Origin of the sequence: Exiguobacterium sp. s75, assembly GCF_018617145.1 — a bacterium.
Lineage (GTDB): Bacteria > Bacillota > Bacilli > Exiguobacteriales > Exiguobacteriaceae > Exiguobacterium > Exiguobacterium profundum.
Genome location: NZ_JACSJQ010000003.1, coordinates 1 through 25814, shown reverse-complemented (window position 1 = coordinate 25814; position 25814 = coordinate 1). Strand labels below are relative to the sequence as shown.

27 protein-coding genes, 8 tRNA genes and 1 riboswitch are annotated in these 25814 nt (G+C 47.9%); of the genes, 6 read left to right on the top strand and 29 right to left on the bottom strand.

Annotation, left to right across the window (positions count from 1 at the left end; translation table 11 throughout):
• Positions 1-921, bottom strand: coding sequence for an AAA family ATPase (locus KNO68_RS11215; protein WP_078147843.1), 921 nt, complete (start codon positions 919-921; stop codon positions 1-3).
• Between the two features lie 94 nt (positions 922-1015).
• On the opposite strand from KNO68_RS11215, the gene KNO68_RS11210 reads away from it, so the two are divergent.
• From KNO68_RS11210 to KNO68_RS11195, 4 genes are all read left to right on the top strand, one after another.
• Entirely contained in the window at positions 1016-1708 is a 693-nt protein-coding gene (locus KNO68_RS11210; protein ID WP_215112494.1) for a hypothetical protein, read from the top strand.
• Positions 1709-1781: 73 nt separating this feature from the next.
• Entirely contained in the window at positions 1782-2522 is a 741-nt protein-coding gene (locus tag KNO68_RS11205; RefSeq protein WP_078147845.1) for a hypothetical protein, read from the top strand.
• A 45-nt stretch (positions 2523-2567) separates the two neighbouring features.
• A riboswitch (TPP riboswitch) is annotated at positions 2568-2666 on the top strand.
• 66 nt (positions 2667-2732) lie between these two features.
• A complete protein-coding gene (gene thiW / locus KNO68_RS11200) occupies positions 2733-3218 on the top strand; it encodes an energy coupling factor transporter S component ThiW (protein WP_078147846.1) in 486 nt (161 codons plus the stop codon).
• A 60-nt stretch (positions 3219-3278) separates the two neighbouring features.
• Entirely contained in the window at positions 3279-3542 is a 264-nt protein-coding gene (locus KNO68_RS11195; protein WP_047794733.1) for a hypothetical protein, read from the top strand.
• Here KNO68_RS11195 and KNO68_RS11190 read toward each other — a convergent pair.
• Entirely contained in the window at positions 3537-4013 is a 477-nt protein-coding gene (locus tag KNO68_RS11190) for a GNAT family N-acetyltransferase (RefSeq protein ID WP_078147847.1), read from the bottom strand. The genes KNO68_RS11195 and KNO68_RS11190 overlap by 6 nt on opposite strands.
• Before the next feature lie 211 nt (positions 4014-4224).
• On the opposite strand from KNO68_RS11190, the gene KNO68_RS11185 reads away from it, so the two are divergent.
• Entirely contained in the window at positions 4225-4623 is a 399-nt protein-coding gene (locus KNO68_RS11185) for a VOC family protein (protein ID WP_074035381.1), read from the top strand.
• Positions 4624-4741: 118 nt separating this feature from the next.
• Here the strand turns inward: KNO68_RS11185 and KNO68_RS11180 are convergent, their stop codons facing one another.
• Together KNO68_RS11180 and KNO68_RS11175 are read right to left on the bottom strand one after the other, a co-directional pair.
• On the bottom strand, positions 4742-5209 hold the full coding sequence (locus KNO68_RS11180; protein WP_078147848.1) for a hypothetical protein: 468 nt from the start codon (positions 5207-5209) through the stop codon (positions 4742-4744).
• Between the two features lie 3 nt (positions 5210-5212).
• Positions 5213-5404 (bottom strand): helix-turn-helix transcriptional regulator, encoded by a 192-nt coding sequence (locus KNO68_RS11175; protein WP_031421892.1) that lies wholly within the window; start codon positions 5402-5404, stop codon positions 5213-5215.
• Positions 5405-5581: 177 nt separating this feature from the next.
• Here KNO68_RS11175 and KNO68_RS11170 point away from each other — a divergent pair, with 177 nt between their 5' ends.
• Complete coding sequence (locus tag KNO68_RS11170) at positions 5582-7396, top strand: LTA synthase family protein (protein WP_215112493.1); 1815 nt, start codon at positions 5582-5584, stop codon at positions 7394-7396.
• 35 nt (positions 7397-7431) lie between these two features.
• Here the strand turns inward: KNO68_RS11170 and KNO68_RS11165 are convergent, their stop codons facing one another.
• The 25 genes from KNO68_RS11165 to KNO68_RS11045 all read right to left on the bottom strand — a co-directional run bounded on the left by KNO68_RS11165 (position 7432) and on the right by KNO68_RS11045 (position 25800).
• A complete protein-coding gene (locus KNO68_RS11165; RefSeq protein WP_214814623.1) occupies positions 7432-8316 on the bottom strand; it encodes a VOC family protein in 885 nt (294 codons plus the stop codon).
• Positions 8317-8330: 14 nt separating this feature from the next.
• Positions 8331-8615: a putative quinol monooxygenase gene (locus KNO68_RS11160; protein WP_074035366.1), complete on the bottom strand. Its 285-nt coding sequence runs from the start codon at positions 8613-8615 to the stop codon at positions 8331-8333.
• Positions 8616-8717: 102 nt separating this feature from the next.
• Positions 8718-10175 carry a methyl-accepting chemotaxis protein gene (locus KNO68_RS11155; protein ID WP_214757999.1) on the bottom strand — a complete coding sequence of 486 codons (1458 nt, stop codon included), beginning with the start codon at positions 10173-10175 and terminating at the stop codon, positions 8718-8720.
• A gap of 165 nt (positions 10176-10340) precedes the next feature.
• Positions 10341-12998: an MMPL family transporter gene (locus KNO68_RS11150; protein WP_215112492.1), complete on the bottom strand. Its 2658-nt coding sequence runs from the start codon at positions 12996-12998 to the stop codon at positions 10341-10343.
• A 3-nt stretch (positions 12999-13001) separates the two neighbouring features.
• On the bottom strand, positions 13002-13445 hold the full coding sequence (locus KNO68_RS11145; protein ID WP_215112491.1) for a MarR family winged helix-turn-helix transcriptional regulator: 444 nt from the start codon (positions 13443-13445) through the stop codon (positions 13002-13004).
• An 85-nt stretch (positions 13446-13530) separates the two neighbouring features.
• Complete coding sequence (locus KNO68_RS11140; RefSeq protein ID WP_214757993.1) at positions 13531-14487, bottom strand: NAD(P)/FAD-dependent oxidoreductase; 957 nt, start codon at positions 14485-14487, stop codon at positions 13531-13533.
• A 69-nt stretch (positions 14488-14556) separates the two neighbouring features.
• Positions 14557-15243: a DUF975 family protein gene (locus tag KNO68_RS11135; protein WP_214757991.1), complete on the bottom strand. Its 687-nt coding sequence runs from the start codon at positions 15241-15243 to the stop codon at positions 14557-14559.
• An 83-nt stretch (positions 15244-15326) separates the two neighbouring features.
• Complete coding sequence (locus KNO68_RS11130; protein ID WP_012727632.1) at positions 15327-15545, bottom strand: helix-turn-helix domain-containing protein; 219 nt, start codon at positions 15543-15545, stop codon at positions 15327-15329.
• A 10-nt stretch (positions 15546-15555) separates the two neighbouring features.
• On the bottom strand, positions 15556-16035 hold the full coding sequence (locus KNO68_RS11125; protein ID WP_078147856.1) for a DUF2975 domain-containing protein: 480 nt from the start codon (positions 16033-16035) through the stop codon (positions 15556-15558).
• 115 nt (positions 16036-16150) lie between these two features.
• The gene (locus KNO68_RS11120; RefSeq protein WP_214810676.1) at positions 16151-16714 is read right to left on the bottom strand and encodes a YdhK family protein; all 564 of its coding nucleotides are present in this window, start codon (positions 16712-16714) and stop codon (positions 16151-16153) included.
• Between the two features lie 139 nt (positions 16715-16853).
• Entirely contained in the window at positions 16854-18650 is a 1797-nt protein-coding gene (glmS, locus tag KNO68_RS11115; protein WP_215112490.1) for a glutamine--fructose-6-phosphate transaminase (isomerizing), read from the bottom strand.
• 358 nt (positions 18651-19008) lie between these two features.
• Positions 19009-20367 carry a phosphoglucosamine mutase gene (gene glmM, locus KNO68_RS11110; protein ID WP_078147859.1) on the bottom strand — a complete coding sequence of 453 codons (1359 nt, stop codon included), beginning with the start codon at positions 20365-20367 and terminating at the stop codon, positions 19009-19011.
• Positions 20368-20403: 36 nt separating this feature from the next.
• Complete coding sequence (locus KNO68_RS11105) at positions 20404-21684, bottom strand: CdaR family protein (protein WP_214730155.1); 1281 nt, start codon at positions 21682-21684, stop codon at positions 20404-20406.
• Positions 21685-22545, bottom strand: a complete 861-nt coding sequence (gene cdaA, locus KNO68_RS11100) for a diadenylate cyclase CdaA (protein ID WP_012727638.1) — start codon at positions 22543-22545, stop codon at positions 21685-21687.
• A gap of 127 nt (positions 22546-22672) precedes the next feature.
• A complete protein-coding gene (locus KNO68_RS11095; RefSeq protein ID WP_214685190.1) occupies positions 22673-23308 on the bottom strand; it encodes an RseA family anti-sigma factor in 636 nt (211 codons plus the stop codon).
• A complete protein-coding gene (gene sigW / locus KNO68_RS11090) occupies positions 23305-23880 on the bottom strand; it encodes an RNA polymerase sigma factor SigW (protein ID WP_012727640.1) in 576 nt (191 codons plus the stop codon). Before sigW ends, KNO68_RS11095 begins: the two co-directional genes overlap by 4 nt.
• 130 nt (positions 23881-24010) lie before the next feature.
• Entirely contained in the window at positions 24011-24913 is a 903-nt protein-coding gene (gene rocF, locus KNO68_RS11085; RefSeq protein WP_214685188.1) for an arginase, read from the bottom strand.
• Between the two features lie 201 nt (positions 24914-25114).
• A tRNA-Ala gene (locus tag KNO68_RS11080) sits at positions 25115-25190 on the bottom strand.
• Between the two features lie 18 nt (positions 25191-25208).
• Positions 25209-25283: transfer RNA gene (locus tag KNO68_RS11075), tRNA-Gly, on the bottom strand.
• A 7-nt stretch (positions 25284-25290) separates the two neighbouring features.
• Positions 25291-25366 (bottom strand) — tRNA-Lys (locus KNO68_RS11070).
• 5 nt (positions 25367-25371) lie between these two features.
• Positions 25372-25455, bottom strand: a tRNA-Tyr gene (locus tag KNO68_RS11065).
• A 6-nt stretch (positions 25456-25461) separates the two neighbouring features.
• Positions 25462-25534: transfer RNA gene (locus tag KNO68_RS11060), tRNA-Thr, on the bottom strand.
• Positions 25535-25565: 31 nt separating this feature from the next.
• Positions 25566-25641 (bottom strand) — tRNA-Val (locus tag KNO68_RS11055).
• 4 nt (positions 25642-25645) lie between these two features.
• Positions 25646-25720 (bottom strand) — tRNA-Glu (locus tag KNO68_RS11050).
• A gap of 5 nt (positions 25721-25725) precedes the next feature.
• Positions 25726-25800 (bottom strand) — tRNA-Asn (locus KNO68_RS11045).
• Positions 25801-25814: the final 14 nt, after the last annotated feature.

The window sequence follows — 25814 nt, the reverse complement described above, 5'->3', positions numbered from 1 at the left end:
TCAGCCCTCTACCGGCACAGAGACGGTATCTAAGATGTAACGGATAATGTCCTGTTTCGTCGATTTGATGCCTCCTTCAAGCGTCAACGTCAAACGATGGGACAATACATAAGGTGCCACGGCTTTCACATCTTCCGGAATGACGTACAACCGATCATTCAGATAGGCGTAACTTTGAGACGCTCGCATGAGCGCGATGGCTCCACGTGGACTGACACCGACCTCAACGGATGCATGTTCCCGGGTCGCGTGAACGAGCCCGAGTAAATAATCGAGGACATCATCTTGAATCGATACTTGCTTCACTTCCTCCTGAGCACGGCGTAACTCGTTTAACGTCGCAACCGCCTCTACGGTTTTCCGTGTTTGGCGCATGACTTGTAAGAGGAGTTCTCTCTCTTCCGCAACATCAGGGTAACCGACCGGAATCGAAATCAAGAAGCGATCGAGCTGGGCATCCGGTAAGGGGAACGTCCCCGCTGATTCAATCGGGTTTTGCGTCGCGATGACGAAAAATGGTTTCGGCATCGGATATGTCTCTCCCCCGATGGAAACTTGTCGTTCTTCCATCGCCTCAAGCAAGGCGGACTGCGTTCGTGGAACCGCTCGGTTGATTTCATCAATCAAGACGATGTTCGCAAAGATTGGTCCTTGGCGATGATCGAACGTCTGCGTCTGCATGTTGAAATAGTCTGCTCCGATCACATCAGACGGTAACAAGTCGGCCGTGAATTGAATCCGGGAAAACACCCCGTCGAAGCTAGCCGCAATTGTTTTGGCAAGTAACGTTTTTCCCGTGCCTGGCACATCTTCTAATAGAATATGTCCTTCCGCGAGTAACGCCGTACAACAGAGGCGTACGACATCCTCTTTTCCTAAATACACTTCGTTCAACTGTTTGATGACCTGCTCCATGCCCATATGACGACCTCCATTTTTTGTCTTAATCAAACTTTACCTTTTTATGGTAAGATAAACAACAAATAGTCTGAACATTCAAAAAGGAGGTAACTTCTTGCGCTGGACGAACAAGTTTTTTCTCATGATTGCCGCCACACTTCTCGTCACCTTTACAATGATGGTGGTTGCGACCGGGATATTCGAATGGCTCTATAACCCGGAAACGATACCGGTCGAGGAAAATAATAGTCCTCCTACGAATTTCAAATCAGATGAAGACAGTAAGCTTTTAATAGATGAATCTAAAGCAGATTATCCGTATGAATTAGATCCTCGAAAAGGAAAAATAAAACTTCTTGAGAGATTTACGGGCTCTGGAGAGTCCACACGACGAAATCTCGGTTTATCGGTCGCTTTGATTGCATTCTGTTTGCTCGGTTTTTATGTCTATCGAAAGCGAAAGCAACGTTTGGCGCGCGCACGAGATCATGTTGATTCAAGCATAGACCCGCTTGTAGAATCGCTACAAAACAAGAACGCTTCGTCCGTTTCGACGCTCACAGCGTTCACGAACGTCCCGATTCGCGATGCGCTGATCACATTTAACCAATCTCTCGTACCAGCCAAGCGATTGCGTGCTCATGAGACATTGCAAGAGTGGTTCCAACGCATCGATTTACCGATGAACCCGTCCGTTTATCATGCGGTTCGCTACGGCACCTCTTCAGGTGTGACGATTTCTGAAGAAGATACACTTCACTTCAAGAGAACACTCGATACCTACGCGACACGTCCTCACCCCGAGTGAGAATGTGCACAGGTTCTGCTTTTTCATCATGAATGATAAAATGGTGGAAAATGTCAGTTAAGGGGATGGAAACATGAGACGATGGGCGATATTCGGATTAAGTGCACTTTTACTCGCGGGTTGTACAGATACGGTGGCAGACAATCCAACCCCAATCGAATCACCCGATGAACCCATCACCGAATGGACGCGTGAGGACTTTAAAGACGTCTATGACCAATACGAACAAACGAAACCGCTCCTTACTGCCCTTGAACAACAAGGAATCAAACCGTTTCGGGAGACGTTCGAACGGGTCATCATCGCAGGCAACGGCCTCGAGCATACGTATGCGGATATTTATCCATTCAAGCTCGATGACGGGACGTATGCTACCATTTTCGACAGTCAAGACGGAACGGTGATCAATGGTTCTGAGTCGGTCGCTCCGCTATTCTGGCAAGAGGAATCTTTCCTTCAATACGTTGAAGAGATTGAAAATCGGAAATTCGGTACAAGTGCCCCACCTACCGATGTCGTCCTCACGCAGGATGAATTCCAAACGGTCTATGACCGCCATGCCTACACGTCAGCTCTCCTCGTCGAACTCGATGAAGCGGGCGTCGAACTGGCACGGGAGCCAATCGATGATGTGATCATCGCCGGGAACGGCGTGACTGAAGTCACTGCCGACTTGTTCGTATTCGATGTCGAGAGCGGGTATGCCATCGTATATGATCAGGACGGAGAAATTTTAAAAGGCCCCGAATCCATCTCACCGCTCTTTTGGAACGAGAAGGACTATGAGGACCTGTTAGCCAAGAATGAGGGATAATTTCGCCCCTTTTCCGATTTTAGCTATGCTATACTCAAATCAATAAACGACCACTAGGGGAGCCTTCGGGCTGAGACGGCATTTGCCGGACCCTTTGAACCTGATCTGGCTCATACCAGCGTAGGGAAGTGGCTTGGGATACGTCTCTGTATGTCCACGCCATTTTTCCGTCTGGAAACGTGGCGTTTTTATTTTGAAAGGAGACTATTCATGCGTATTCAACAACTCACTTGGATGGCAATGCTCGTTGCCATCGCCGTCGTCGGTTCGATGTTCATCTCGATTCCTACAGGTGTCGCCCGCGCTTATCCGATTCAACATATGGTGAACGTGATTGCCGCAGTCACCGTCGGTCCAATCGGAGCCGTTCTCGTCGCTTTCGTCACCGGACTCATTCGCGTCATGACCGGTACAGGATCACTGCTCGCATTCCCTGGTGGCATGATTGGCGCGTTTCTTGCCGGCATGTTCTTCGTTCGCACGAACCGCGTCTATGCGGCCGCTCTCGGAGAAATCATCGGGACTGGGGTTATCGCTTCGTTGATTGCCGTCCCGTACGCAAAACTGTTGATGGGTTCGACGTTCGGTGCATTTTTCTTTGTCCCGGCGTTCCTTGCCTCTAGTTTGACGGGTGCGCTTCTCGGTTGGCTCGTCTTGTCGCGTGTCAAACAGTTGCGACCGAGCGTACTCAAATAAAAGCTCCCTTTTTGGATGAAAATGGTAAACTATAGACAACATCTATAGAGGAGGGGTTTTATGTCTCGTTTCAATCAACTTGTAGCGGGTGGTATTTTGTTGTTTTTGTCCGGACTCTTATATACGCTCGAACGCATCGCACTCTACATACGTTGGTACGCCGAAATCTCAACCGGGAGCTGGTTGGAAAAACCGACGTTTGTCGATCCATTTCTCCAAAACTGGTTCGTTACCTTGTTTCTCTTTGCCGCTATCCCCTTCTTCTTGGCAGCTATGAATGTCACGCAAAAAACAAGTCCATCCGAGAATCCGACCGACTCATGACGGTCGGTTTTTTGTATGATAGACCCAAATCGCTTCACCGTTCCATTCATCAATTAAGCCACTGTCGAAAAAGCCGTTCTTCGCATAAAATCGTTTCGCGGCTTCATTCTCTTGATGGAGACTGAGGATGATATCATCCACGTCGTATTGTGTCTGGATGAATTCCACTGCCATGCGTAGGCACTTCGTTCCAACGCCTTTCCCCTGTTCGTATTGATCAATCATGAAACGGTCGAGCCACACGTAACGTTCTGACTGGTTCTCCGCTCCGACCATCATAAAGCCAACCGCTCGCTCGCCTTCATAAAATGCAAAGCTCTGCCAATTGTATTTCGTATCCTCAATCATCTCTCGAAGGGATTCGGCATTCGTCTCGATGAATCGAGATTGTTTCTCGTCCACTGTCAGGGCGATGACCGCCTCTCGATTGACTGCATCAACCGGTTGAATCGTGATTTCATTTACTTTCATATGTTCACCTCATTCTTTTTTTAGTCCTTTTCTCTCTTTCATACGCTTTCTCCCGTAAAAAGTTTCTTCTCCCGTATCTTCGAAAGCATGCATTCGTTACACTAGACGTACGAGACCCGGATGGACATACGATCAGCCTCATCTCAGAAGAATTGACTTCTCCGTTCCACCGTGATCGAGTGAAAGATTTGCAAACGAAAGGAAACAACCAATGAAACAAATCCATCATATCTGTATCCAAACCCCGGATTATGCCGCATCGAAGTCATTTTACGAAGCGCTCGGTTTTGAACTCGTCCAGGAGTCGCCAAACTTTCATACGCGTGACTTCAACAGTTGGCTCAAACTCGGTGATTTTTATATTGAGCTCCAGACTGCTAAAACAGATGAAACGTTACAAGACTACTCGAAACATGTGGCCGGTCCCGTCCATTTCGCCCTCTATGTAGATGACCTCAAAGCGGAAGTCGCACGACTCGAACAACTCGGCGTCACGTTTTTACCGAAGCACGGTGGCAACATCTACTTCGTCGTCGATGGACATTTAAGTAAATTAAAAGCACCGGAAGGAACCATCATTGAACTGCGTGATACGTTCGAGATTACATAATCAGAGCTTCACAGTTATCTAACAAAACCAGGTCCATGTTTGCATGGGACCTGGTTTTGTTATGCACTCTTAAAGACATAGATGTCCTATTTGAAGTAAAACGAATATATCAACTCGGTCATGAAAGCTCACGATTTTTTCTAAATGACCGTTGAAGTGAAATGAATTGTGCGACCAGAAGTAACCCATTTGAAAGAAGTGTCATTGCTAACAAGTCCACCCAAGAGTAAATCACTACACCTGTCACCTTTAATGCTATTGCCACTCCAGCAAACAAAACAGCAAACTTCGATGTGGAACCAATCAGTTTCCTTAGTTCGATTTTATATTCAGATTTCTCAACAACGTTTGTATACTCCATACCTGAGAGAATATAGCGAATCCATACATAGAGACTTAGAATTGCTATAACACTCAATAAAATATATGAAGACTCAGTGTTGAATATACCTGAAAATCTATTCAATAGAACGACTACTCCCAAAAATCCAATGAACAAAACGAAAGCCTCGGCTATAAAGTACAACATCCGCCTTTCTTTATATTCGTCATTTGGTAAAAACATTGTGACCCATGATTCTTTCATCTTTTACTCCTCCCAGAATAAATCATTTAACGTGACGCCCAGAACCCTCGCAATGGCAATACAGAGTTTCAAAGAGGGATTATATTTATTCGATTCGATCAAACCGATTGTCTGTCTAGTCACACCGATCGCCTCTGCCAAATCGGTTTGAGTAAGATTCTTTTCTACTCGATGTTCTTTTACTCTATTTCCCATGTCTGTCTCCTAATTTAGTTGCGCAATACCTAAAATGTAATATATATATTCCATTAACGCAATATATATATTACATATTTTTGATTACGAATGAATCTCCATCACACTTTCTACGTTTTCTCTGTTCATAAGAAAGGAAAGGATACAGTAACTACATTTTGAGTTAGGAGATCACTAATGAAATATCTCGATTATTGGAGCTACTTGTCACTCTCTCTGGCAAAGCTCTTCTTTTTTAGCTGGTTGACCGCGACGGCGTTCGACTTCTCATTCTTCCTCATCAATTTGGCGACGATTTTGCTCCTGACGAGTTGGGCACTCGCCGTGTCTTATCCGATCCGCCGATGGATTTTATACGTTTCTCTGTTCCTGCATAGTACCCTGCTCGTCTCGGACGTCTGGTACTATCGCTATTTTGAAGACTTATTATCCGTCGCCTTACTATCTGATATCGGGCAGATGGGAGATGTCGGGGGTGGCTTCTTGACGCTCATCCGCCCAATCGATGCGTTCTTCTTCATCGACCTCATCATCTACGGTTTGATTTTGCGTTATATGAAACGTCATCCTGTCCGTGAAGGGAAACGAAACGGAAGACGATTGGCGCTCGCTGGCTTCACACTCGGATTTCTTCTCTTCACAATCCCGCTCACCCTCAGTTATCAGCGTGGAGAAAAGTGGATCGCGGACGACCCCATATCGAATATGCGTGAATACTATCATCTTGGATTTTGGGGCTATCACGCGATGGATGTCGCCCGAGGCGTCGAACGTGCTATGGGATGGAACGAAGCCCTGACAGAAGAAGAGCGTTCTCAAATTCAAGCACTCTCTTATCAAGAATTAAGTGCCCCAAGTCCAGATACGAACGTTATCGTTTTACAACTCGAATCATTCCAAACATCCGTCATCGATCAACAGATTGATGGACAGGAACTGACCCCGAATTTGAACCGACTGCGACGTGACATGCTTTACTTCCCGAACGTGTATCATCAAACGCATGAAGGGCGAACGTCTGATGCAGAGTTCATCGTCAACACGTCACTTTATCCTGTCAAATCTGGTTCCGTCTACACGCGTTTCCCGGGAAATCAATTCAGCGCGCTCTCTCAATCCTTGAATGAGGCGGGCTACGATACGGCAGCCATGCATTCGTTCCGAAAAGACTTTTGGAATCGCGATGACTTTTATGACAATATCGGGTTCAATCATTTCTTTAGCGACAAAGACTACCCCGATCAAGGCATCATCGGGATGGCACTCAACGACCAAGAATTCTTAAATACGTCGGTCGGATTTATGGAAGAGTTGGATGAACCATTTTACGCATTTTTAGTCGCTTTAACGAGTCATACACCGTACGATATCCCGGAAGACGAGAAGCGGTTGGACCTATCTGATATCGACGATCCCCTTCTCGAAAACTATTACCATACCGTTCATTTCGTCGATGCCGCTGTCGGTCAGTTCATCGAACGATTGAAACAAGATGGTTTCTGGGATGAGACGCTTCTCGTCATGTATGGTGACCACGATAGCGGTCTGACGGCACCAGGAGAAGAGATGGCTACCCTCGAAGAAGTGAACTCGACGGTTGACGCGTTTCAACTTGACCGTGCTGTCCCTCTCTTCATCAAACCACCTGGACCGACGACAGGAGAAGTCATGGAGGCGAGTGGTGGGCAAATCGATATCGCCCCGACGATTCTCGATTTACTTGGGATCTCTCCGGCATATATGCTTGGCGACTCCCTATTAAATGATACGTCAAATCTAACCGTCTTTCGGACGGGCGCTTTCCGATATGAAGATCATTACTATGAACCAGACTTGACCGAGCGTGCTGGTAACGGCACATGCTATTCCATTGAGACGGAAGAACAAGTCGCATTCAATCGATGCGCCCCTTACATCGACCGCGCGGCCAGTCAGCTCCGGCTCTCGGATACCATCATCGAGAAAGATGCCCTCTCGCAAATGAGTCCATGAAAAAACTCCCGAGCTATTTGTCTCGGGAGTTTTGTTCAGTAAGCTTTACGCAATGTCGCGATATCAAGCTTTTTCATGGGCAGACATGCCTGTACGACCTGTTCAATCTGCTCTTGCGAACCAACCGTCATCATCTCTTCCATTTCCCACGGGATGATTTGCCAGGAGACGCCATAGCGATCTTTCAGCCAACCACACTCCTCTGCTTCCGGTACAGCCGATAGCCGCTCCCAGTAGGAATCGACTTCTTCTTGCGACTCACAAAACGCAATCAGCGACTGCATCTCGTTGAACGCGAATTGATGATTTTCCGCGCTGTCCATGGTGACGAACTCGCGTCCGGACAAGACGAAGCGGGCGTAATTGAGCTTCCCTTCCAACTTCGGGCCGTCTGTCCCCCCGTAACGAATCATATGGTCTTCCAGCACGTAAGAATCCGGGAAAATCGAAATCCAGTCATTCATCGCCGCTTCAGCATGACCAAAGACGTCCCCGACGAACAAAAAGCATGGGGTCACCGTCTGGATGTCCATCCCGCCGCTATGCATGATTTGCCAGGATACCCCGTGCTTGTCTTTCAACCAGCCATAGCGCGCGCTGAAATCATACGTGTCAAGCGGCATGAGCACCTCTGCCCCCTCACTCAATTCGCCCCAAAGCGTATCCACTTCTTCCGACGTCGGGAACGTGACCATGTACGAGATGGAGGGATTGCGGTCCTTCAACGGACCCGCCCCAAGCAGTTGCAAGAACTGTCCCGACAGCGAGACGGTCACAATCGTCGTCTCACCTGAAGGCGTATCCATCAGTTTCGTCGTATAGTCGATGAACGAATCGGGAAACTTCGAGACGTACCACTCCGCAATCGCTTCGACGTGACTTTCGAACCAAATACACGGGATAATCGATTGGGTAATCATTAGATTTCCTCCTTTCAGACTTCACGTAGACGATACACGTCTCTCACGGCGAGCAATGTCTCCACTCGTTTCCGGTACGCCTGATAATGGGCTGAATGGATATGCGCGTCGAGCGCCGTCTCGTCCCGATATTTCTCATAGAACACGAACGTGCCCGGGGCATCGATTGACTCATGGAGCACATACGTCAAACATCCTTCTTCTTGTCTCGATGGGGAAATGACTTCATCGAGCGCTTGCCTTAACTCTTCCTCTTTCCCCGGATATGCCTTTAATACAGCGGTAATCACGATTTCCATTGCAAATTCCTCCTCCGTTTTACATGAACGCAATACTTTTCCCGTTTTAGAAGAGATGTATACGCAAATGGACACGCCGATTTGTAAAGGCGTGTCCATCGTTTAGACGAGTTCGTTCGCAATCTCGTTCAGTTCTTCAATTTGATCTTTCAACGAAGCTAACGCTTCTTGTTGTGAAATCGTCAACACATGAACGTCTTGGCTGTTCGTTTCGAGTGCCATCGTCAACGCCGTCATATCACCCGTCACTTGATGGACTTTGTGTAATTCTGCGGCGGCGATTTGGAGCTGACTCGACGTCTCATCTACTGTTCCTGCGACCGTATTTGTCGTTTGAATCATGGAAAGGATCGACGCCCCACTCTTACGGACTTGTTCTTCCTGCGTCGATAGACGTTCTGTACTGCCATCGATGGCACGTTCCGTCACTTGTACCTCTTGCATGACGAGTTGGATAATGTCATTAATCTGAGCTGATGCTTGTGCCGTTTGAGCGGACAAATTTCGAATCTCCGTCGCGACGACGGCAAACCCTTTTCCGTGTTCACCTGCTCGTGCCGCCTCAATTGAAGCGTTAAGAGACAACAAGTTCGTCTGAGACGAGATTTGCTGAATCGTATCCGTGATGGTCCGCACTTCTTGGAAACGCTCCGCCAATCCTTTAAAGGCTAGATTCACTTCACCGATACTTAAGTTCAGCTCAGCAAGCGACCGTTCTGTCGAATCCATATTGTCATGTGATAGTTGAGCGTCTTGTAAGACACCGTTCACGTGCGAGGTTGTTTCTTGAAGCTGTTGTTGCATCCGTTCAAACGCCTGTACAGTGGATTGAATTTGTGAGGCGACATTCTGAATCAAAACTGCTTGTTCAGACGTTCGTTTTGTCATCGAACCAATTTGGGCCGTGACTTGTTCTGAGGCGTTCGTGACGGAATCAACGGAATCATTCATTGTAAATACCGCGCCATGAAGCATTGTCGCACTCGCTGTCGTCTTCGCCATGGTGAGTTCGACCTCACTCGCATGCTGTTCAGCTTGTTGTTGTTGTGTAAACGTCTCGTGTAATAATTTTGCCCCAAAGAAAGAAACGAAGTAGGCGCCAGACAAAGCCATTGTGAGCACAGTGAACCAAATGACGAGATCGAGCGGCGTTTCAAATGAAAAGCGCCCAATCAATACAGCTCCGACCGATACGATAAGCGCGAGAATGCTGCCGTACAGCACAAGATGCCGATTCAAGTACATCAACATCAATACGATATACAGAAAGACGATATTTTGAATCGCAGTACCTGGCAGCGTCAAGATAATTGCTGAAGCTGCAATGTACATCAACGTGACGAGCCCATACTTCAACCAAGTATGTTCCACATAGAAGCGATGGCCCAGCCATGATGCGGCTTGAATGACACCACCTATCAGAATAAAATTGACTGCGCCTTGCCCCGCGAGCTCCCCCATCCAATACAAAACACCCATGATCGGATAAGAAAGGAAAAACAAAATGATTATCATCCGCGATACGAGTAACGAGCTCATTTTCTCAAAATGATTTACCATGATTGTTGCCTTCTTTCAATAAAAGTAAGAGTCTATATGTATTTATCGGCACATGCCGAAAATTTTTAAGTCCATTTCTCGCAGTTTTGTATTGACTCAACAAATAAAAATAGGACAACATATGCCAGCATTCGCTGCACTTGTTGTCCTCTGAATCCCTCACAATTATCTATCTTCAACTTTCCGTTTAAATGGCCACCATACCCCGTCCCCGAAGGAGACGGTGATTGCCGGGATGAGCAGCGGTAACACAATCAAGCCATACAATAACAAACCGGTGATGACGATTGTCGCGATCTGGACGAGACTGAGCACGCCTGACGGAATCATGGCACCGAACGTCCCAGCGAGGATGACCGCGGCGGTCATAATGACGGTACCCATCTTCGTCATCGAGTGGATGAGCGCCTCACGGACCGTCTTCCCATTGATTGTTTCTTCTCGGAATCGATCTAACAAGAAGATGGAGTAGTCAATTCCAAGGGCAATCAACATGACAAATCCAAAGAACGGAACGGCCCAGCTAATCCCGTCATAGCCGAGTCCTTCTACAAAGATTAGCTCTGTGATCGCCGCTGACGTATAGTACGTCAAGAGAAGCGAAGCGATCATATAGAGTGGCATGATCATCGAGCGGAACAGTGCTGTCAAGACGATGAACAACGTCACGAGCATGATGGCTACCGTTCGATTGAAATCATTCGTCGATGTTTCATTTAAATCGCTATTGATACTTGAGATCCCGGCATATCCGATGGTCGCATCCGCATACGGTGTTCCCGTCACGGCACGATTCATCGTCTCTTTGATTGTCTCAACGGTATCAATCGCTTCTGGCGAATACGGGTCCATCTCTAAGACGACCTCGAGCTGAGTCGCCATTCCTTCATCGAAGACATATCGTTCGACTGCAGGTGAGAACGCATCTGATGTGAGCGTCCCTTCCGGAAGATACACACCAGTCTCCCGAAGCGCATCTGTTTCACTCAACTGTTGTAAGAACGAAACGACTTCGCCGAGACCAGACTCAATTTGTCCTAGCCCGTCGTTCGCTTCCGCGACACCTGTCGCCAGTTGCGCTAACCCGCTACCAAGTTCACCGACCTGAGAACCTTGTGCATTTAATGCGGACGCCGCTTCGTTGATTCCTGACTCAATTTGTGTGAGGCCAGCTGATACTTGACCGAGCTGTCCGACTGCGGCCGGGATGTTTTGAGTCGCTGTCAATCCTTGCCCAATGAGACCAAGTTGACCATTCAACTGATTTAGTCCCGCTGCTGCTTCTGCAAGCGGTGCCCCAGCATTGATTGAACCGCTTGGTAGTTGTCCAACAATCCCGTTCAATCCTTGCTCAATCTCATCCAATCCAGTTTGAACATCCCCGAGACCCGTCTGCGCTTCAGACAAGCCATCGCTGACTTCACTGAGCTGCGTATCGACATAAAAATCGTCGATGACTTCACCAGTAGGACGTGTAAGCGCACGGACACCATTCACACCTTCGACTTTTTCAAGCTCACTTGCAAACTTTTCGATATAGGGAACTTCTGATTCTGTAATGGCTTGATCTTGTCTCAAAATGACTTGTACCGGAAGGGATTCCCCTTGACCGAACCCTTCTGAGATCAAATTCAGTCCACGAACCGAATCGTACCCGTCTCCAATCTCATCGACCATATTGAACGAACGGGCATCGTCATATGTGAATAAGACAGGTACTGTAATCAACCCGACGACCAAAATCGATACGAACGGGCGATTGACCGACAATCGGCTCAAACTAGCCCAAAGCTTGCTGTCATGATGCTCGCCTGCCTTTTTCGACGGCCAAAACAGTCGCTGTTTGAGCGTCGCCATAAAGAATGGGACGACCGTGAAGAGAATCAGCAGCAACACCGCAATCCCGACTGCGACGGCGACCGCTGATTTAAAGATTGGAAAATCAGCAAATCCGATGGCGGCAAAACCGACGAAGACCGCGAGTCCACTGATGAGGACCGTCCGTCCTGCCGTCTTGTACGTATTGACGATGGCGTCTTCGATGGCATGCCCTGCACTGAGTTCTTCTTTATAACGGCTAAGAAGCAGGATACAGTAGTCTGTCCCAATCCCGAACAAGATGGCGACAAGGAAGATCTGCGTGTAGTTGGACACCGGGAACCCAAACCAATCCACAAAGAACGCGACAAAGGATTGGCTCAACAGATACGTGAATCCGACCGCAATGAGCGGGATGAACGGGGTCACGATGGAACGGAAGACGAGAAGGAGTAATCCAAAAATCAACACGACCGTGATGATCTCTGTCTTTTTCAACCCTTCCTGGGCACTTAAGTTCACATCATTGTTAATGATTTCTTCCCCGGTGATATATACTGTCTCCTCTTGTGGGAGCACGTTTTCACGGACATCATCAGCAAACGCATTGATTTCTTCCGTCGTACCTTCTACCGTGATGGGGACGAGGACGATGCGTTCGTCTTCTGAGACGAGCTGTGCCTCTGTCTCCTCGTTTTCGAACGGATCGAGAACATCTGTCACGACCGTTTCATTTTGTTTAAGTTCTTCGATGACACGCGCGACATCTGTTCGCTCTGTTTCGCCAATCGTCTCGAACTCGTAGACGAGCGAGATGGTCTTGTCACTTTTCCCAGCTTCATCTAAAATCGCTTGTGCGCGTTGTGAGTCCATGTCGTCCGCAAGTTGGAAGCTCCCTGCCTCTTCTGCTTGTTTCGTTAAGTTCGGTGCTGCGACAAATAATGCTGCCGTCAATACGATGAGGGAAATGAAAATTCCCCAGCGCCATTGAATGATTTTATGCATGTGTTATTCCTCCCCGATTCGGAGCAATTGCTTTATTTTTCGGAACGTCCGAACAAACTGCTCGATTTCAATTTCGTCTACTTCTCCATCGATGAGGGATTCCACATATCGATAGACGGCACCGTCCACTTCTTCGACGAGCCGTTTCCCTTCTGGGGTCAATTCAATCAATCGTTCCCGTTGATCTTGTCCTCGTCGACTCGTGACAAGTCCTTTTTCGACCAACTTTTTCAGGCGATTCGAGACCGCGCTTTTATGGACACCTTGTTTTTGCGCCAATTGCCCAGCCGGAGTTGGTCCAAACTGATCGAGTAACTTCCACAGTTGGAGCTGTTCACGCGAATACTCGCGCCATACGTTTCCCTCCATCGCTTCGATGACATGTTCCGTCCCATGGAACATCACTTCTTCAAACAACTGCACCGCTTCACGCATCAATGCTTTCATTTTTAGTTTACCCCCTAAACTAGATGGTTATAGTTTATGCCCTAAACTAAATGGCGTCAAATAAAAAGACCGATAAGCGATGCCCTTATCGATCCATGTTCTTTTCGATGGTTTCTGCCACACGTAACCCAGACAGATAGGCACTTTCGAATCGCGTTCGTCCGGATGGATCATCAGCTTCAAGGAAGACGTCCCCTGCTAAATAGATGGGATGATGGCTTACTTGATAAAACGGCTCATGCCATACGTCTTTCGCTTGGGCGTAACGCCAACGTTTCAATTGCCGTGATTGGATGTCGAGGTCTCCGACTTCTTCACGCACTAACCGCTCTATTTCAGCAAGTGTCTCTGCTTCCGGTCGCTCATACCACGCCTCACTCCACGCCTCTTCCATATAGACACTTACGAGTGGTGTCGCAGAGATTCCTTTTTGGCGATTATCGACGATTTTTAATACACCGGGTACCAGTTCTTGATCGAGAATACCGTCTGCTCCAATCTGTACATCTCCGGCACATTCAAAAAGACCCACGAACGTCGGCGAATATACGAGACGAAGTAGCGCGGGCTTGATCTGGTCGACCAAACTCCCTAGTAGTTCGAATGACTGTGGAAGCGGTGCCGTCATCACGACTTGATCATAGGAACGCGTCGTCACGTCTGTCTTGACTGTGACGGTTCCGTCTTCTTCCAGTTGAACGTTCTCCACTCGTTCATTCAACTGTACGGTCAAATCTTCAGCTAAACGCTTAGCGAGGGCATTCATCCCATTAATCGCGACATAACATGGATAAGGGTCGGCATACCAGACCCGCACCCAGTTCGCATTCATCCACGACTGTACCTCTCGTTCGAGCTCTTCTCCACGCACCGTGAAATAAACCGCTCCATGGTCGGCTCGTCCATCACCGATTCGACGCGTCGCCAAGCGTCCCCCGACGCTTCGACTCTTTTCAATCAGTTCAACGGCATGACCTTGACGCACGAGTTCACGCGCTGCGATGATTCCGCTCAGACCGGCCCCGATGATCCCAATCTTCATTCCGCATTCCCCTTTCTCTTCATGAAGATTGTAGCACGTTCCTTCAATTTACCCTCTGTTTGATATGCTTCAGGCTGGCTTGTTCCATTGTTCGTCGTAAGCCCGACGCGTATCTTCATACATGACAGCGAAGCGCGAAACGACGAATGGACGAATGAGAACCGTCGCAATCGATAGGGAGAATGCAGCAAGTAAAACCGAATTGACGACCGTAAATAACGTGAAGCCAATCAAATAAATCGGGATGAACGGCAAAATTAGTTTAAATGCGTCCCACTTCTGACCATGCATCAGCGCGCGTGACTTCGTGATCGATTCTCTGACCGATAATGCTGGCTCATCTCGCAAAATAAAGTACGTGAACGCGTAAGAGAAGAACTTCATGATTCCTGGAACAATGAACAATAGTGTCCAAAGCGTCTGGAAGATGGCTAGTAGGATGACTGCAGTCACATGCTTACCAAATCGTTCTTTCATCGGTCGAAATACATCACGGAACTGCGCGTCTTGTCCGCGAATGATTGAAAGAATGACCCAGTGATACCCAATGATGATTGGATATAGCATGAAGGATACAACAATTGTACTTAAAAGGAATACAATCGCCTGTACTGAATCGGCTTTCGCCCCGTAAAGTGTCGGATCGAGCAATGCACTAGATTCTAATATAACGGCACAGAGAAACGACCAGATTAACAGTCGACCTCGTTTCCCATTAATTGCTTCGTGTGTCCGTTCTGTCCATGTTTGAACCATTTTCTAGTCTCCCCCTGAATGATTTATCTTATATACGCTATATCGTTCAAATACGTTTCATGTTCACACAAAAAAGCAGAGATTCACTCTGCTCGTTCGTCCGCTCGATATTCTAGTATGTCCCCCGGTTGACAGTCGAGCGCTTCACAAATTGCTTCGAGCGTCGAAAAACGAATCGCTTTCGCTTTTCCATTCTTTAAAATCGACAAGTTCGCCATGGTGATCCCGACCCGTTCCGACAGCTCTGTCACACTCATTTTCCGCTTCGCTAACATCACATCTAGATTCACAATCATCGCCATTTTTCTCACCTCAGACCGTCAAATCGATTTCTTGTTTCATATCGATGGCTCGCTTCAATAATTTCTGTAACAACTCAGCAAAGACGGCAATGACAAATGCGGCGAACACGAAGACGAATCCGATGACTAAAAATCCTGGCGAGTCGTCACGCTCAGCGAACCAATAGAAGAACGGGAGTGTCGCCATATAGATGGCCGTGATGGTCAACGCACAATATTTAATGACACGAAGTGCTTTCACCGACCGATAGGAGAATGCCTCATTCCGATCAATCAATCCAAGTAAGATGAATGACTGTGACAAGGCAACGAAAAAGGGAATCGCTGCTACATACATCCCTCCAATAATCGGTCGCATCGAATTCGCAATCCATCCTCCGCTCTCCACCGCCTCTCGCCAAAGGAAAGGGAGTAAAAAGATACATGCCGCGAGAATCGGGAGCGACAAGACAATCACTGCTAGTTTCAAAAAGATGGTTTCCCGTTTCATCTGCCAAACACCTCATTTAGTTTTATTTTCTTTATCATATGCTATGATTTATCGTTTATCAATAAATATTTATCGAAAAAAATAGACCACGAGATGTACTCGAGGTCTATCACATTCATTTCATTGCTTCTAATTCACTTTCGGTCACCCATTTATGGTTTGTGACCTCTTTCCCGTCTTCGGTCGTGTAATCAACCATGTAAACGGTCGTCTCTTCCGCTGTATCGATTGTCGCTTCTGCGCCGTCCATCCCTTCCATATGGTCGGCGGCCAATACGACCTCATCCCCTTCAGACAAAGGCGCCTCGTCCGGATTGTCCAGTTCTTCGTGAATCACCCATTTGTGATCCTCCACCGGGTCACCACCTGTAGTCGGTGTATAGCTGACGGCGTAGACCGTCGTATCATATGCACCGACAATCGTCGCCTCCACGCCTTCCATCCCTGGCATGTGATCCGCTGTCATCATCGCGGTTGATCCGACTGGAAAAGTCGGATCACTGGCTTCCATCAGCCCGTCTGGAACTTCTCCAGACCCGGAGTGATCCATCGCTGAATGGTCCATGCTTTGCTCTTCTGACATCTCCATCGATGTGTCCTCTGCCGTATCCCCACAAGCGGCCAATGATGTCGCGAGAATCATGACACCGAGACCTGTCATCCATTTCTTCTGTTTCATCAAATCTCTCCTTTGTTCATACTCATGTAGATTTTACCCCCTCTTTTGAAGAAACAGACGTTTTTGAGAACATTACGATGATTTGTTAACTCATTGCAACAAAAAAGACCAAAATCCCGAAAGATTTTGGTCTTGGACATTATTCAACCGTTACAGACTTCGCCAAGTTACGTGGCTTGTCGACATCACAGTCGCGAGCGAGTGCTGCATAGTACGAGATGAGTTGAAGTGGAAGAACCGTCACGAGTGGCGTGAGAAGTGGTTCAACACGTGGAAGAACGAATGCGTCGTTCTCATGCTCCATTCCTTCCATTGAAATCGTACATGCGATGGCACCACGCGCCACAACTTCCTTGATGTTTCCACGGATGTTGAGGTGTGTGTTTGGTTGAGACACGAGCGTGATGACCGGTGTCCCTTCTTCAATCAAGGCGATCGGACCGTGTTTGAGTTCCCCACCTGGGTACCCTTCTGCTTGAATATATGAAATCTCTTTCAGCTTCAATGCGCCTTCGAGACCTACATATGAATCCAATCCACGTCCGAGGAAGAATGCGTTACGTGACTCTTTCAAGAACTTATCTGCAAGCTCTTCAAAGATTTCTTTTTGTGCCATGATCGAGTCCATCGTTGTCGCAACGAGTGCAAGTTCTTGCATGAGATCAAACGGGAGTTTCTTCCCGTTCGCACGAGCGATGTCGTATGCGAGAATCGCGAGGACGGCAATCTGTGCCGTGTATGCTTTCGTCGACGCGACCGCAATTTCTGGTCCGGCGTGGAGGAGCATCGTCTCGTTCGCTTCACGTGACAATGTCGATCCTGCCACGTTCGTCAACGTGAGCGCTTTATGGCCCAATTTTTTCACTTCGACGAGGACGGCACGGCTGTCCGCTGTCTCACCTGATTGTGAGATGAAGAGGAAGAGTGGCTTCTCTGTCAAAAGTGGCATGTTGTAACCGAACTCTGATGCGACGTGTACTTCAGTCGGTACACCTGCAACGCGCTCAATCAATTGCTTCCCGACAAGACCAGCGTGGTAACTTGTACCACATGCGACGATATAGACGCGGTCTGCTTCCGAAACGAGTTCACGCACGCCTTCTGCGAGCTCGATGTCGCCGTTCTCGTTCTGGTAGTGCTGGATGATGTTACGGATGACGGCTGGCTGTTCGTCCATCTCTTTCAACATGTAGTGCGCGTACGTACCCTTCTCGATGTCTGACGCATCGATCTCGGCCGTGTATGGTGCACGCTCGAGTACTTCGCCGTCGAGCGTCTTGATCGTCGCCGACTCACGTGTGAGGATGACGATCTCACCATCGTGGAGCTCGAGGTACTGGTCTGTCACCTGGAGCATCGCCATCGCGTCTGATGCGACGACGTTGAACGTGCCGTCACCAAGTCCGACGAGGAGCGGCGACTTGTTCTTGCCGATATAGAGGCGCTCTTTGTCCTCTGAGTCGATCATCGCAATCGCGTACGAACCGTGGAGGTCCGAAAGCGTCTTACGGAACGCCGCCTCGACATCGCCGAGCTCGACGAAGTGCTTCTCCATGAGCTGGACGATGACTTCTGTGTCCGTCTCTGAAAGGAACGGGACGTCGAGCGTCTTCTTGATGAGCTCGTCGTTCTCGATTACGCCGTTATGGACGAGCGTGAAGCGTCCTGTCGTGCTTTGATGCGGGTGGGCGTTCGGTACGCTCGGTACCCCGTGTGTTGCCCAACGTGTGTGGCCGATTCCAATCGTGCCGTCTACTTCTGCTGGGATGATTTCGCGTAGCGCAGCAATGCGACCGACTTCTTTGTGAACGTTGACATTCTCATGCATCAACGCAAGACCTGCCGAGTCATAACCACGGTACTCGAGTTTTTCGAGACCTTTGAGAAGGACTTCCTTCGCTCCGGTATTCCCAATCATTCCTACAATTCCACACATAAACAAATCTCCTCTATTCTTCGATTTCTCGAAAAAGGAAACGGGCTTTTTCTAAGAGCTGTCAGTACACGCTTCTTTGTCCGTCCGGTCGCCCGGGCGTTTTAAAAGCATGCTTATCGTCGTGACAGGCGACGAGGAGGCATCCGCCGAAATCTCGATAACCTCCAACCTCGTCAACTCCGCAGAGTTCTGGCGCTTGTTCGTACTCTTGTGTCCTTCCGTTTCCAAGGTCACGCTCTTAATAGTACAAATCACACCCCCATTCGTCAAGAAAATCCGCTGTTTTCTCGATGACAAAACGGAAACAAAAAGGGAATCCGATGTGGATTCCCTTGTGTTATTCCCGGTTTCGAAAATTTTATCCGTCTACGCCGTAATCTTCGCGTACGACTTGTGCGATTTTTTCAACGTAACGGTCACACTCTTCCGCTGTCGGGGCTTCCGCCATGACACGAACAAGTGGTTCTGTACCTGATGCACGGACGAGGATTCGACCGTTTCCGGCCATTTCCGCTTCCGCTTCTTGAATCGTTGCCAAGACACGCTCTCCGTTCATCGCATCGTTTTTATTCGTCACACGAATGTTCACGAGCTTTTGCGGATAAACTGGCATCTCTGCCGCTAATTCAGACAGTTTACGCCCTGTCGATTTCACGATTTCTGCCAATTGCACACCAGATAACATACCGTCACCCGTTGTCGAGTGATCGAGGAAAATCAAATGACCTGATTGTTCGCCACCGAGTGTATATTGATGTTTTTTCATTTCTTCAACGACATAGCGGTCACCCACTGCTGTTTGAAGCGCCGTCATGCCCGCTTCTTCAACGGCTTTATGGAAACCGAGGTTACTCATGACCGTCGCGACAATCGTGTTGTCTTTGAGACGCCCTTTTTCACTCAAGTATTTTCCGCAAATATACATGATCTTGTCTCCGTCGACAATTTCACCGTTCTCGTCAATCGCAATCAAACGGTCTCCATCCCCATCAAAGGCAAGGCCCATGTCCGCTCCTTTTTCACGGACGAATTCAGCCAAATGCTCAGGGTGTGTCGACCCGACACCTTCATTGATATTTAAACCGTTTGGCGAGTTTCCGATCGTCGACACGTTTGCTTCTAAGTCTGCAAACAGTCGAGCCGCAAGGCCACTCGTTGCTCCATGTGCACAGTCGAGTGCGATATGAAGACCATCAAAGTCTTCTTCTACCGTTTGTTTCAACATTTGAAGATACTTTTGCGCGCCTTCGTAGTAATCCGATACGAAACCGAGATCTTTACCTGTCGGACGCGGGAGCGTATCTTCCGCAGCATCTAAGATGTCTTCAATTTCTTGCTCGGTCGCATCGTCTAATTTGAAACCATCGCTACCGAAGAATTTGATTCCGTTATCCGCCACAGGGTTATGCGATGCTGAAATCATGACACCTGCCGTCGCGTCGAGCGATTTCGTCAAGTAAGCGACTCCAGGTGTTGAAATGACACCGAGACGCATCACTTCTGCACCGATTGAGAGAAGACCCGCAATCAATGCACCTTCAAGCATATGTCCTGAAATCCGTGTATCACGACCGATCAACACTTTTGGCTGTTCGCCTTCTGGCAAATGTTTCGACAACACGTAGCCACCCGCACGACCTAAACGATATGCTAATTCCGCAGTTAACTCAGAGTTGGCAACACCGCGAACTCCATCTGTTCCAAAATATTTACCCATAAGATTAAATCCTCACTTTTGTATGATTGAACATCTTTATTGAATGGAAGATGTTTCTGTTTCTTCATCGACACTCGTCAATTGAACATCGATTGTCTTTGGCGAGATCACGGTCACGCCTTTTGGTACTTCATAATCTGCATCGACTGCATGTGTTCCGCTCGGCAATCCGGTCAGATCTAACGTCACGTTGACACTGTTTGATGAGATGCTTTCAAGAAGGGAACGTTTGCCCGAGAGCGTCACGCTGACCACTTCTTGCGTTTGAATCGTGTAATTCGTCCGGTCATATCCACGGACAGTGATTGGGACGGTCAACCGAATCCGCTCTGTCAATTCACCCGTGTCATCTTTCGTCTCATCATTTGGACGAACGAGCACCTGGACTTCTACTTCTTTTTTACCGAGTGAAGTCGCTCCTTCCGGAAGACGAAGGGTAGCGGTCACTTTTTCCGACTTCGTTAAATCGTCAAGTTCAATCGGTTCTGTCTCCACTTGCTGGAGTTCATCTAGCACCGCTTTTGGTGCAAAGACACGGACTTCCGTCTCACCTAGCAACGTATCAACTAAGCGGAAATCGTCTGCCACCTCTCCGCTCATGACGACCTCGATTGGAATCATCGCGCTCTCATCATAAATCGGTACGGTGACATTGATGATATTCGGATCGACTGACACGTTCAACGGATTTCCATTCGCATCTAAAATGGTCGGTGGAATTTCTCGTGTGAACGTCTGACTTTGATTGGCAACATCCACATTCAACGTGATTTCTTTGACGTTTTGAATCCGACTCGCACCACCTGTGACTTTTACAGTCGACGGTTCGATTTCGACATCGCCCGCGACTTTTCCGTCCGGTAATTGATCTTTGTTCAACAGATTCACGGACACAGGGACTTCAATCGTTTGTTTCCGATCGATATAGATTTCGACAGTCTCTCGATCTAGTTTGACATTGACGTCTCCGCCGAATCCACGCGCTTCGACCGGGACACGATGGAATCCGGTGCCAAGATTGGTCAAATCGACGAACACCTGATAATCTTTCACCAATTTCGTCATCGTTAAACTACTAGATGGCCCTTGAAGCTCGACACCCATCTCTTCCGGAACATTATATGCGACATACTGGACCTCATCAAAAAACACTTCGACCGGCACATCGAGCGTCATGGAACTTTGTCCGACGATTGGCAATGCGCTAGATGCGTTATTCGAAGAACTGGTCTCAGCGACCATTAAGTATAGAAGGACGGCTAAAGCAAGTGCGATGAAGCGGAGAAACCACTTATGTTGTAACCACTGATCAATCACTTACTTATCCCCTCCTTTTTTGCCGAAGAACGAGAGGGTCGCCTCTTTTTCTTCGATGACGAGTTCTTGAATTAATTTATTGCGAAGCGCTTCTTCGTCTAGTTCCCGATACAAGCGGCCCGCGATTGCAAGTGAGACTGCTCCCGTTTCTTCTGAGACGGTAAGAGTGACGCTATCCGTCACTTCACTGACCCCGATGGCTGCTCGGTGACGCGTCCCGAGGGCTTTATCGATGTGCGGGCTTTCCGAAAGCGGTAAATAGCAAGCTGCCGCCGCAATTTTCCCGTCCTGAATAATCATCGCGCCATCATGAAGCGGCGTATTCGGAATGAATAAGTTAATAATCAACTGGGATGTGATATGCGAGTCCATACGAATGCCGGTCTCCACATACTCGTTTAATCCCGTATCGCGTTCAATCGCAATCAATGCACCGATTCGCCGTTTTGACATGTACTGTGCGGAACTGACGATGGCTTCAATCATTTGTCGTTGTTGCTCCTCATCACTTGTTCCCGTACGACTGAATAAGTTACTCGTTCGTCCGAGATGTTCAAGACCACGTCTCAACTCTGGCTGAAAAATGATGATAATTCCGAGGAGACCGTACGTGATCACCTGATTTAGCAAGAACTGGAGCGTCTTCAATCCGAAGAAACCGCTCAAGAACCAACTGACTAGAATGATGGAAATCCCTTTAATTAATTGTACTGCTTTTGTCCCACGCACAATCATCATCAACTTGTAAATGACATACGTGACGACGACGATATCTAAAACATCATTCAAATAATCGTACCAATGTACGTTTTCTGAAAGATTTAAAAATGAGAAAAATGATACTTGTTCAAGTAGCGGCAAATGCTCCCCTCCTCAACTACCTAGCTAAATCGTGCAAATTCCATTATATCATCATTTCAATAGATACGCATTGCGTCACGTCAAAACGAAACCAGATTGAAACGAAAAAAAGACGCCGGAAGCGTCTTTAGAAAAGTTGTTTCATCGAGTACCAAATCCATTCGAACATCTGATCGATCTGTTCGAGTTCACCTGTCACTTGACCGGCACTTGCTAAATAGGCACGACCATTGACGGCTGTCGCGTTTCCATTGACGGTACCTTCAATCCGTAAATCGCCACCTTGGACCGTGATGTCTTTTTCAACCGTGACACCGGCCGGGACAATGACTTCATTCTCAGATACGATCACACCTGGTACTTTTGTATAGGTCATCGTCTCTGAAGCGCTGCTCCATAGTCCGAGTGTCGCACTAGACATCAAACTAAAGAACAGTACGGCCGCAATCAAACCTGGGTGCCGTTGCAACCATAGCATTTGTTTCGAGTGCGGTTTGCGTTCTTTTCGAACCGGTTTTGATAACGGTACGACAGAATCAGGTGCTGTCTGTGCAGGAGTTTCAGGTAAAGCGGCCATCACTCGAGCCGTAAAATCTGCTGATATTTTTGGACGAGGCAATGCTTTCAGTTCTGCGTCGATTCGTTCATATTGTAGATACGATTCATATAATTCATCGTCCTCTAACAATTGACGCAATTCGTCAGATTCTTCGGGCAAAACGCCATCTTCCAAATATTGTTGTACTTTTTCTTCAGGAGTCAATTGAACCCCTCCCTATTTTGAAAGATTGTTTTTAACATTTCTCTTCCCCGGAAGATCCTTGTCTTAACCGTTGCGACCGGCATGTCGATCATCACGCTGATTTCTTTAAGCGACAAATCATCCACATATTTTAATAATAACGGAATGCGATATTTGTCTGGAAGTTGCTTGATTGCCTCATGCATTTCACTTCGAATTTCGCGATGAACCACTTGGGCATCGGGTTGGGGCGCTTCATCAGCTAAGTGGTCTTGATAAGTCAAACCGTCTGTACCCGCAATTTCGGCATCCATCGAATATTCCGGCTTCCGCTTCCTCAATCGATCGATGGCAACGTTTGTCGTGATTCGATAGAGCCATGTTTTGAACTTATATTGCGCGTCATACGTATCGATTCGTGTATAGGCACGAATGAACGCCTCTTGGGCAGCGTCCTCTGCTTCGCCGCGATCATACAAAATTTTATAGGCGATTGCAAAGACGCCATCCTTGTATAGTTCTACCAGTTCGGCAAACGAATCGTGATTCCCCGCCCTCAATTCATCAACCAAACGGGTGGTCAGCCGTTCCATCAATCCACTTCCCCTCTCCGCTACACATGCGGTCATCTCTATATACGTCTTGATATTGAAATGGTTTCAAAAAAATCAAAAAAAGTTTCCATCCCCATTGTAGCAAACGGGTTTGGAAACTGTAAGGAAATCAGACGGTTTCGCCTTCCAATAACAGGTTTTCTTTAGATTTTATAATCGTTTCACATAAGCGATAGGCCAACTGAGCCGTCACGTCATCCCGGTCTAATGCCGGATTTAACTCGACGAGCTCTACTGCGATCAAGTCTTCTGCTTGCATCGCTTCTTTTAAAATCGCTTTGGCTTCGACTTCTGTTAAACCGCCGTCAACCGGTGTACCTGTTCCAGGAACGAGGGATGCATCGAGACTATCCATATCGAAACTGATATAAAAACGGTCTACTCGTTCACGAAGATAACTCAATGACTCTTTCATGATGACATCCACGCCACGCGTACGTACTTCTTCTACTGTAATGACTTTGATGCCGAGTCGATTGATTTCATTCATTTCTCCTTCATCGATATCACGCAGGGCAATATAAACTAAATGCTCTGGTGATAGCTTCGGATCACGTCCGCCCACTTCTGTCAGACGCACGTCGCCCATCCCCATCGCTGCCGCAAGTGGCATTCCGTGAATATTCCCCGATGGTGATGTTTCGCCTGTATTCAAGTCAGCGTGAGCATCCACCCAAATGACTCCATAAGGACCTGTTTGAGCCAATCCAGCAAGAGTACCGATTGCCATACTATGATCGCCCCCAACGATCAAAGGGAATCGATTTTCTGAAATCTCACGATGTACGACTTCTGCTAATTCCGTGACGGTATGCAGGACACCATCGACCCGTTTTAAATGTTCTTCATTTTCTCGAATTTCAGATTCCGGCAAGACACGAATCGTATGTTTGACCGTTCCTGTTGGAAGGAGTTGTTGCATCCCCATTTCATTTAACTTTGTCGGTCCTTGATCGACCCCTAATTTCCCCTGACCGTAACGCAGCGGCACGTGAATATATGACCATTGCATCGCCATTCCCCCTTTATACGCTTGATAGTTAAATTGTAAACGCTATCATTTGTTTGGTTCAACTCGGCAGAATGATGAATAAACATGCAAAAAGGCAGCCTGAATGGTGGCAGGCTGCCTTTCTCTGTACTCTCAATTGAATGGTTCATGGTTTTAGGCAAAAAAAAACTTAAGTCATCACTAACTTAAGAAAAAAACATATGGTGGAGCCTAGCGGGATCGAACCGCTGACCTCCTGCGTGCAAGGCAGGCGCTCTCCCAGCTGAGCTAAGGCCCCGAAACAGGGATAAGAATATGGAGCGGAAGACGGGATTCGAACCCGCGACCCCGACCTTGGCAAGGTCGTATTCTACCACTGAACTACTTCCGCAAAAAAATGGTGAGCCATGCAGGGCTCGAACCTGCGACCCTCTGATTAAAAGTCAGATGCTCTACCAACTGAGCTAATGGCTCAAACCTGGTGGGGGGGGGCGGATTCGAACCGCCGAACCCGAAGGAGCGGATTTACAGTCCGCCGCGTTTAGCCACTTCGCTACCCCCCCGAGGAGTGCCGGCGAAAGGATTCGAACCCTCGACCCTCTGATTACAAGTCAGATGCTCTACCAACTGAGCTACACCGGCATATATATAGGTTTGATGTAATAAATAAAGATGGTGGAGGATGACGGGATCGAACCGCCGACCCCCTGCTTGTAAGGCAGGTGCTCTCCCAGCTGAGCTAATCCTCCATATTGGTGACCCGTACGGGATTCGAACCCGTGTTACCGCCGTGAAAGGGCGGTGTCTTAACCGCTTGACCAACGGGCCTAAATTGGCTCCGCAAGTAGGATTTGAACCTACGACCTACCGGTTAACAGCCGGTTGCTCTACCACTGAGCTATTGCGGAACGATCTTGCCTGG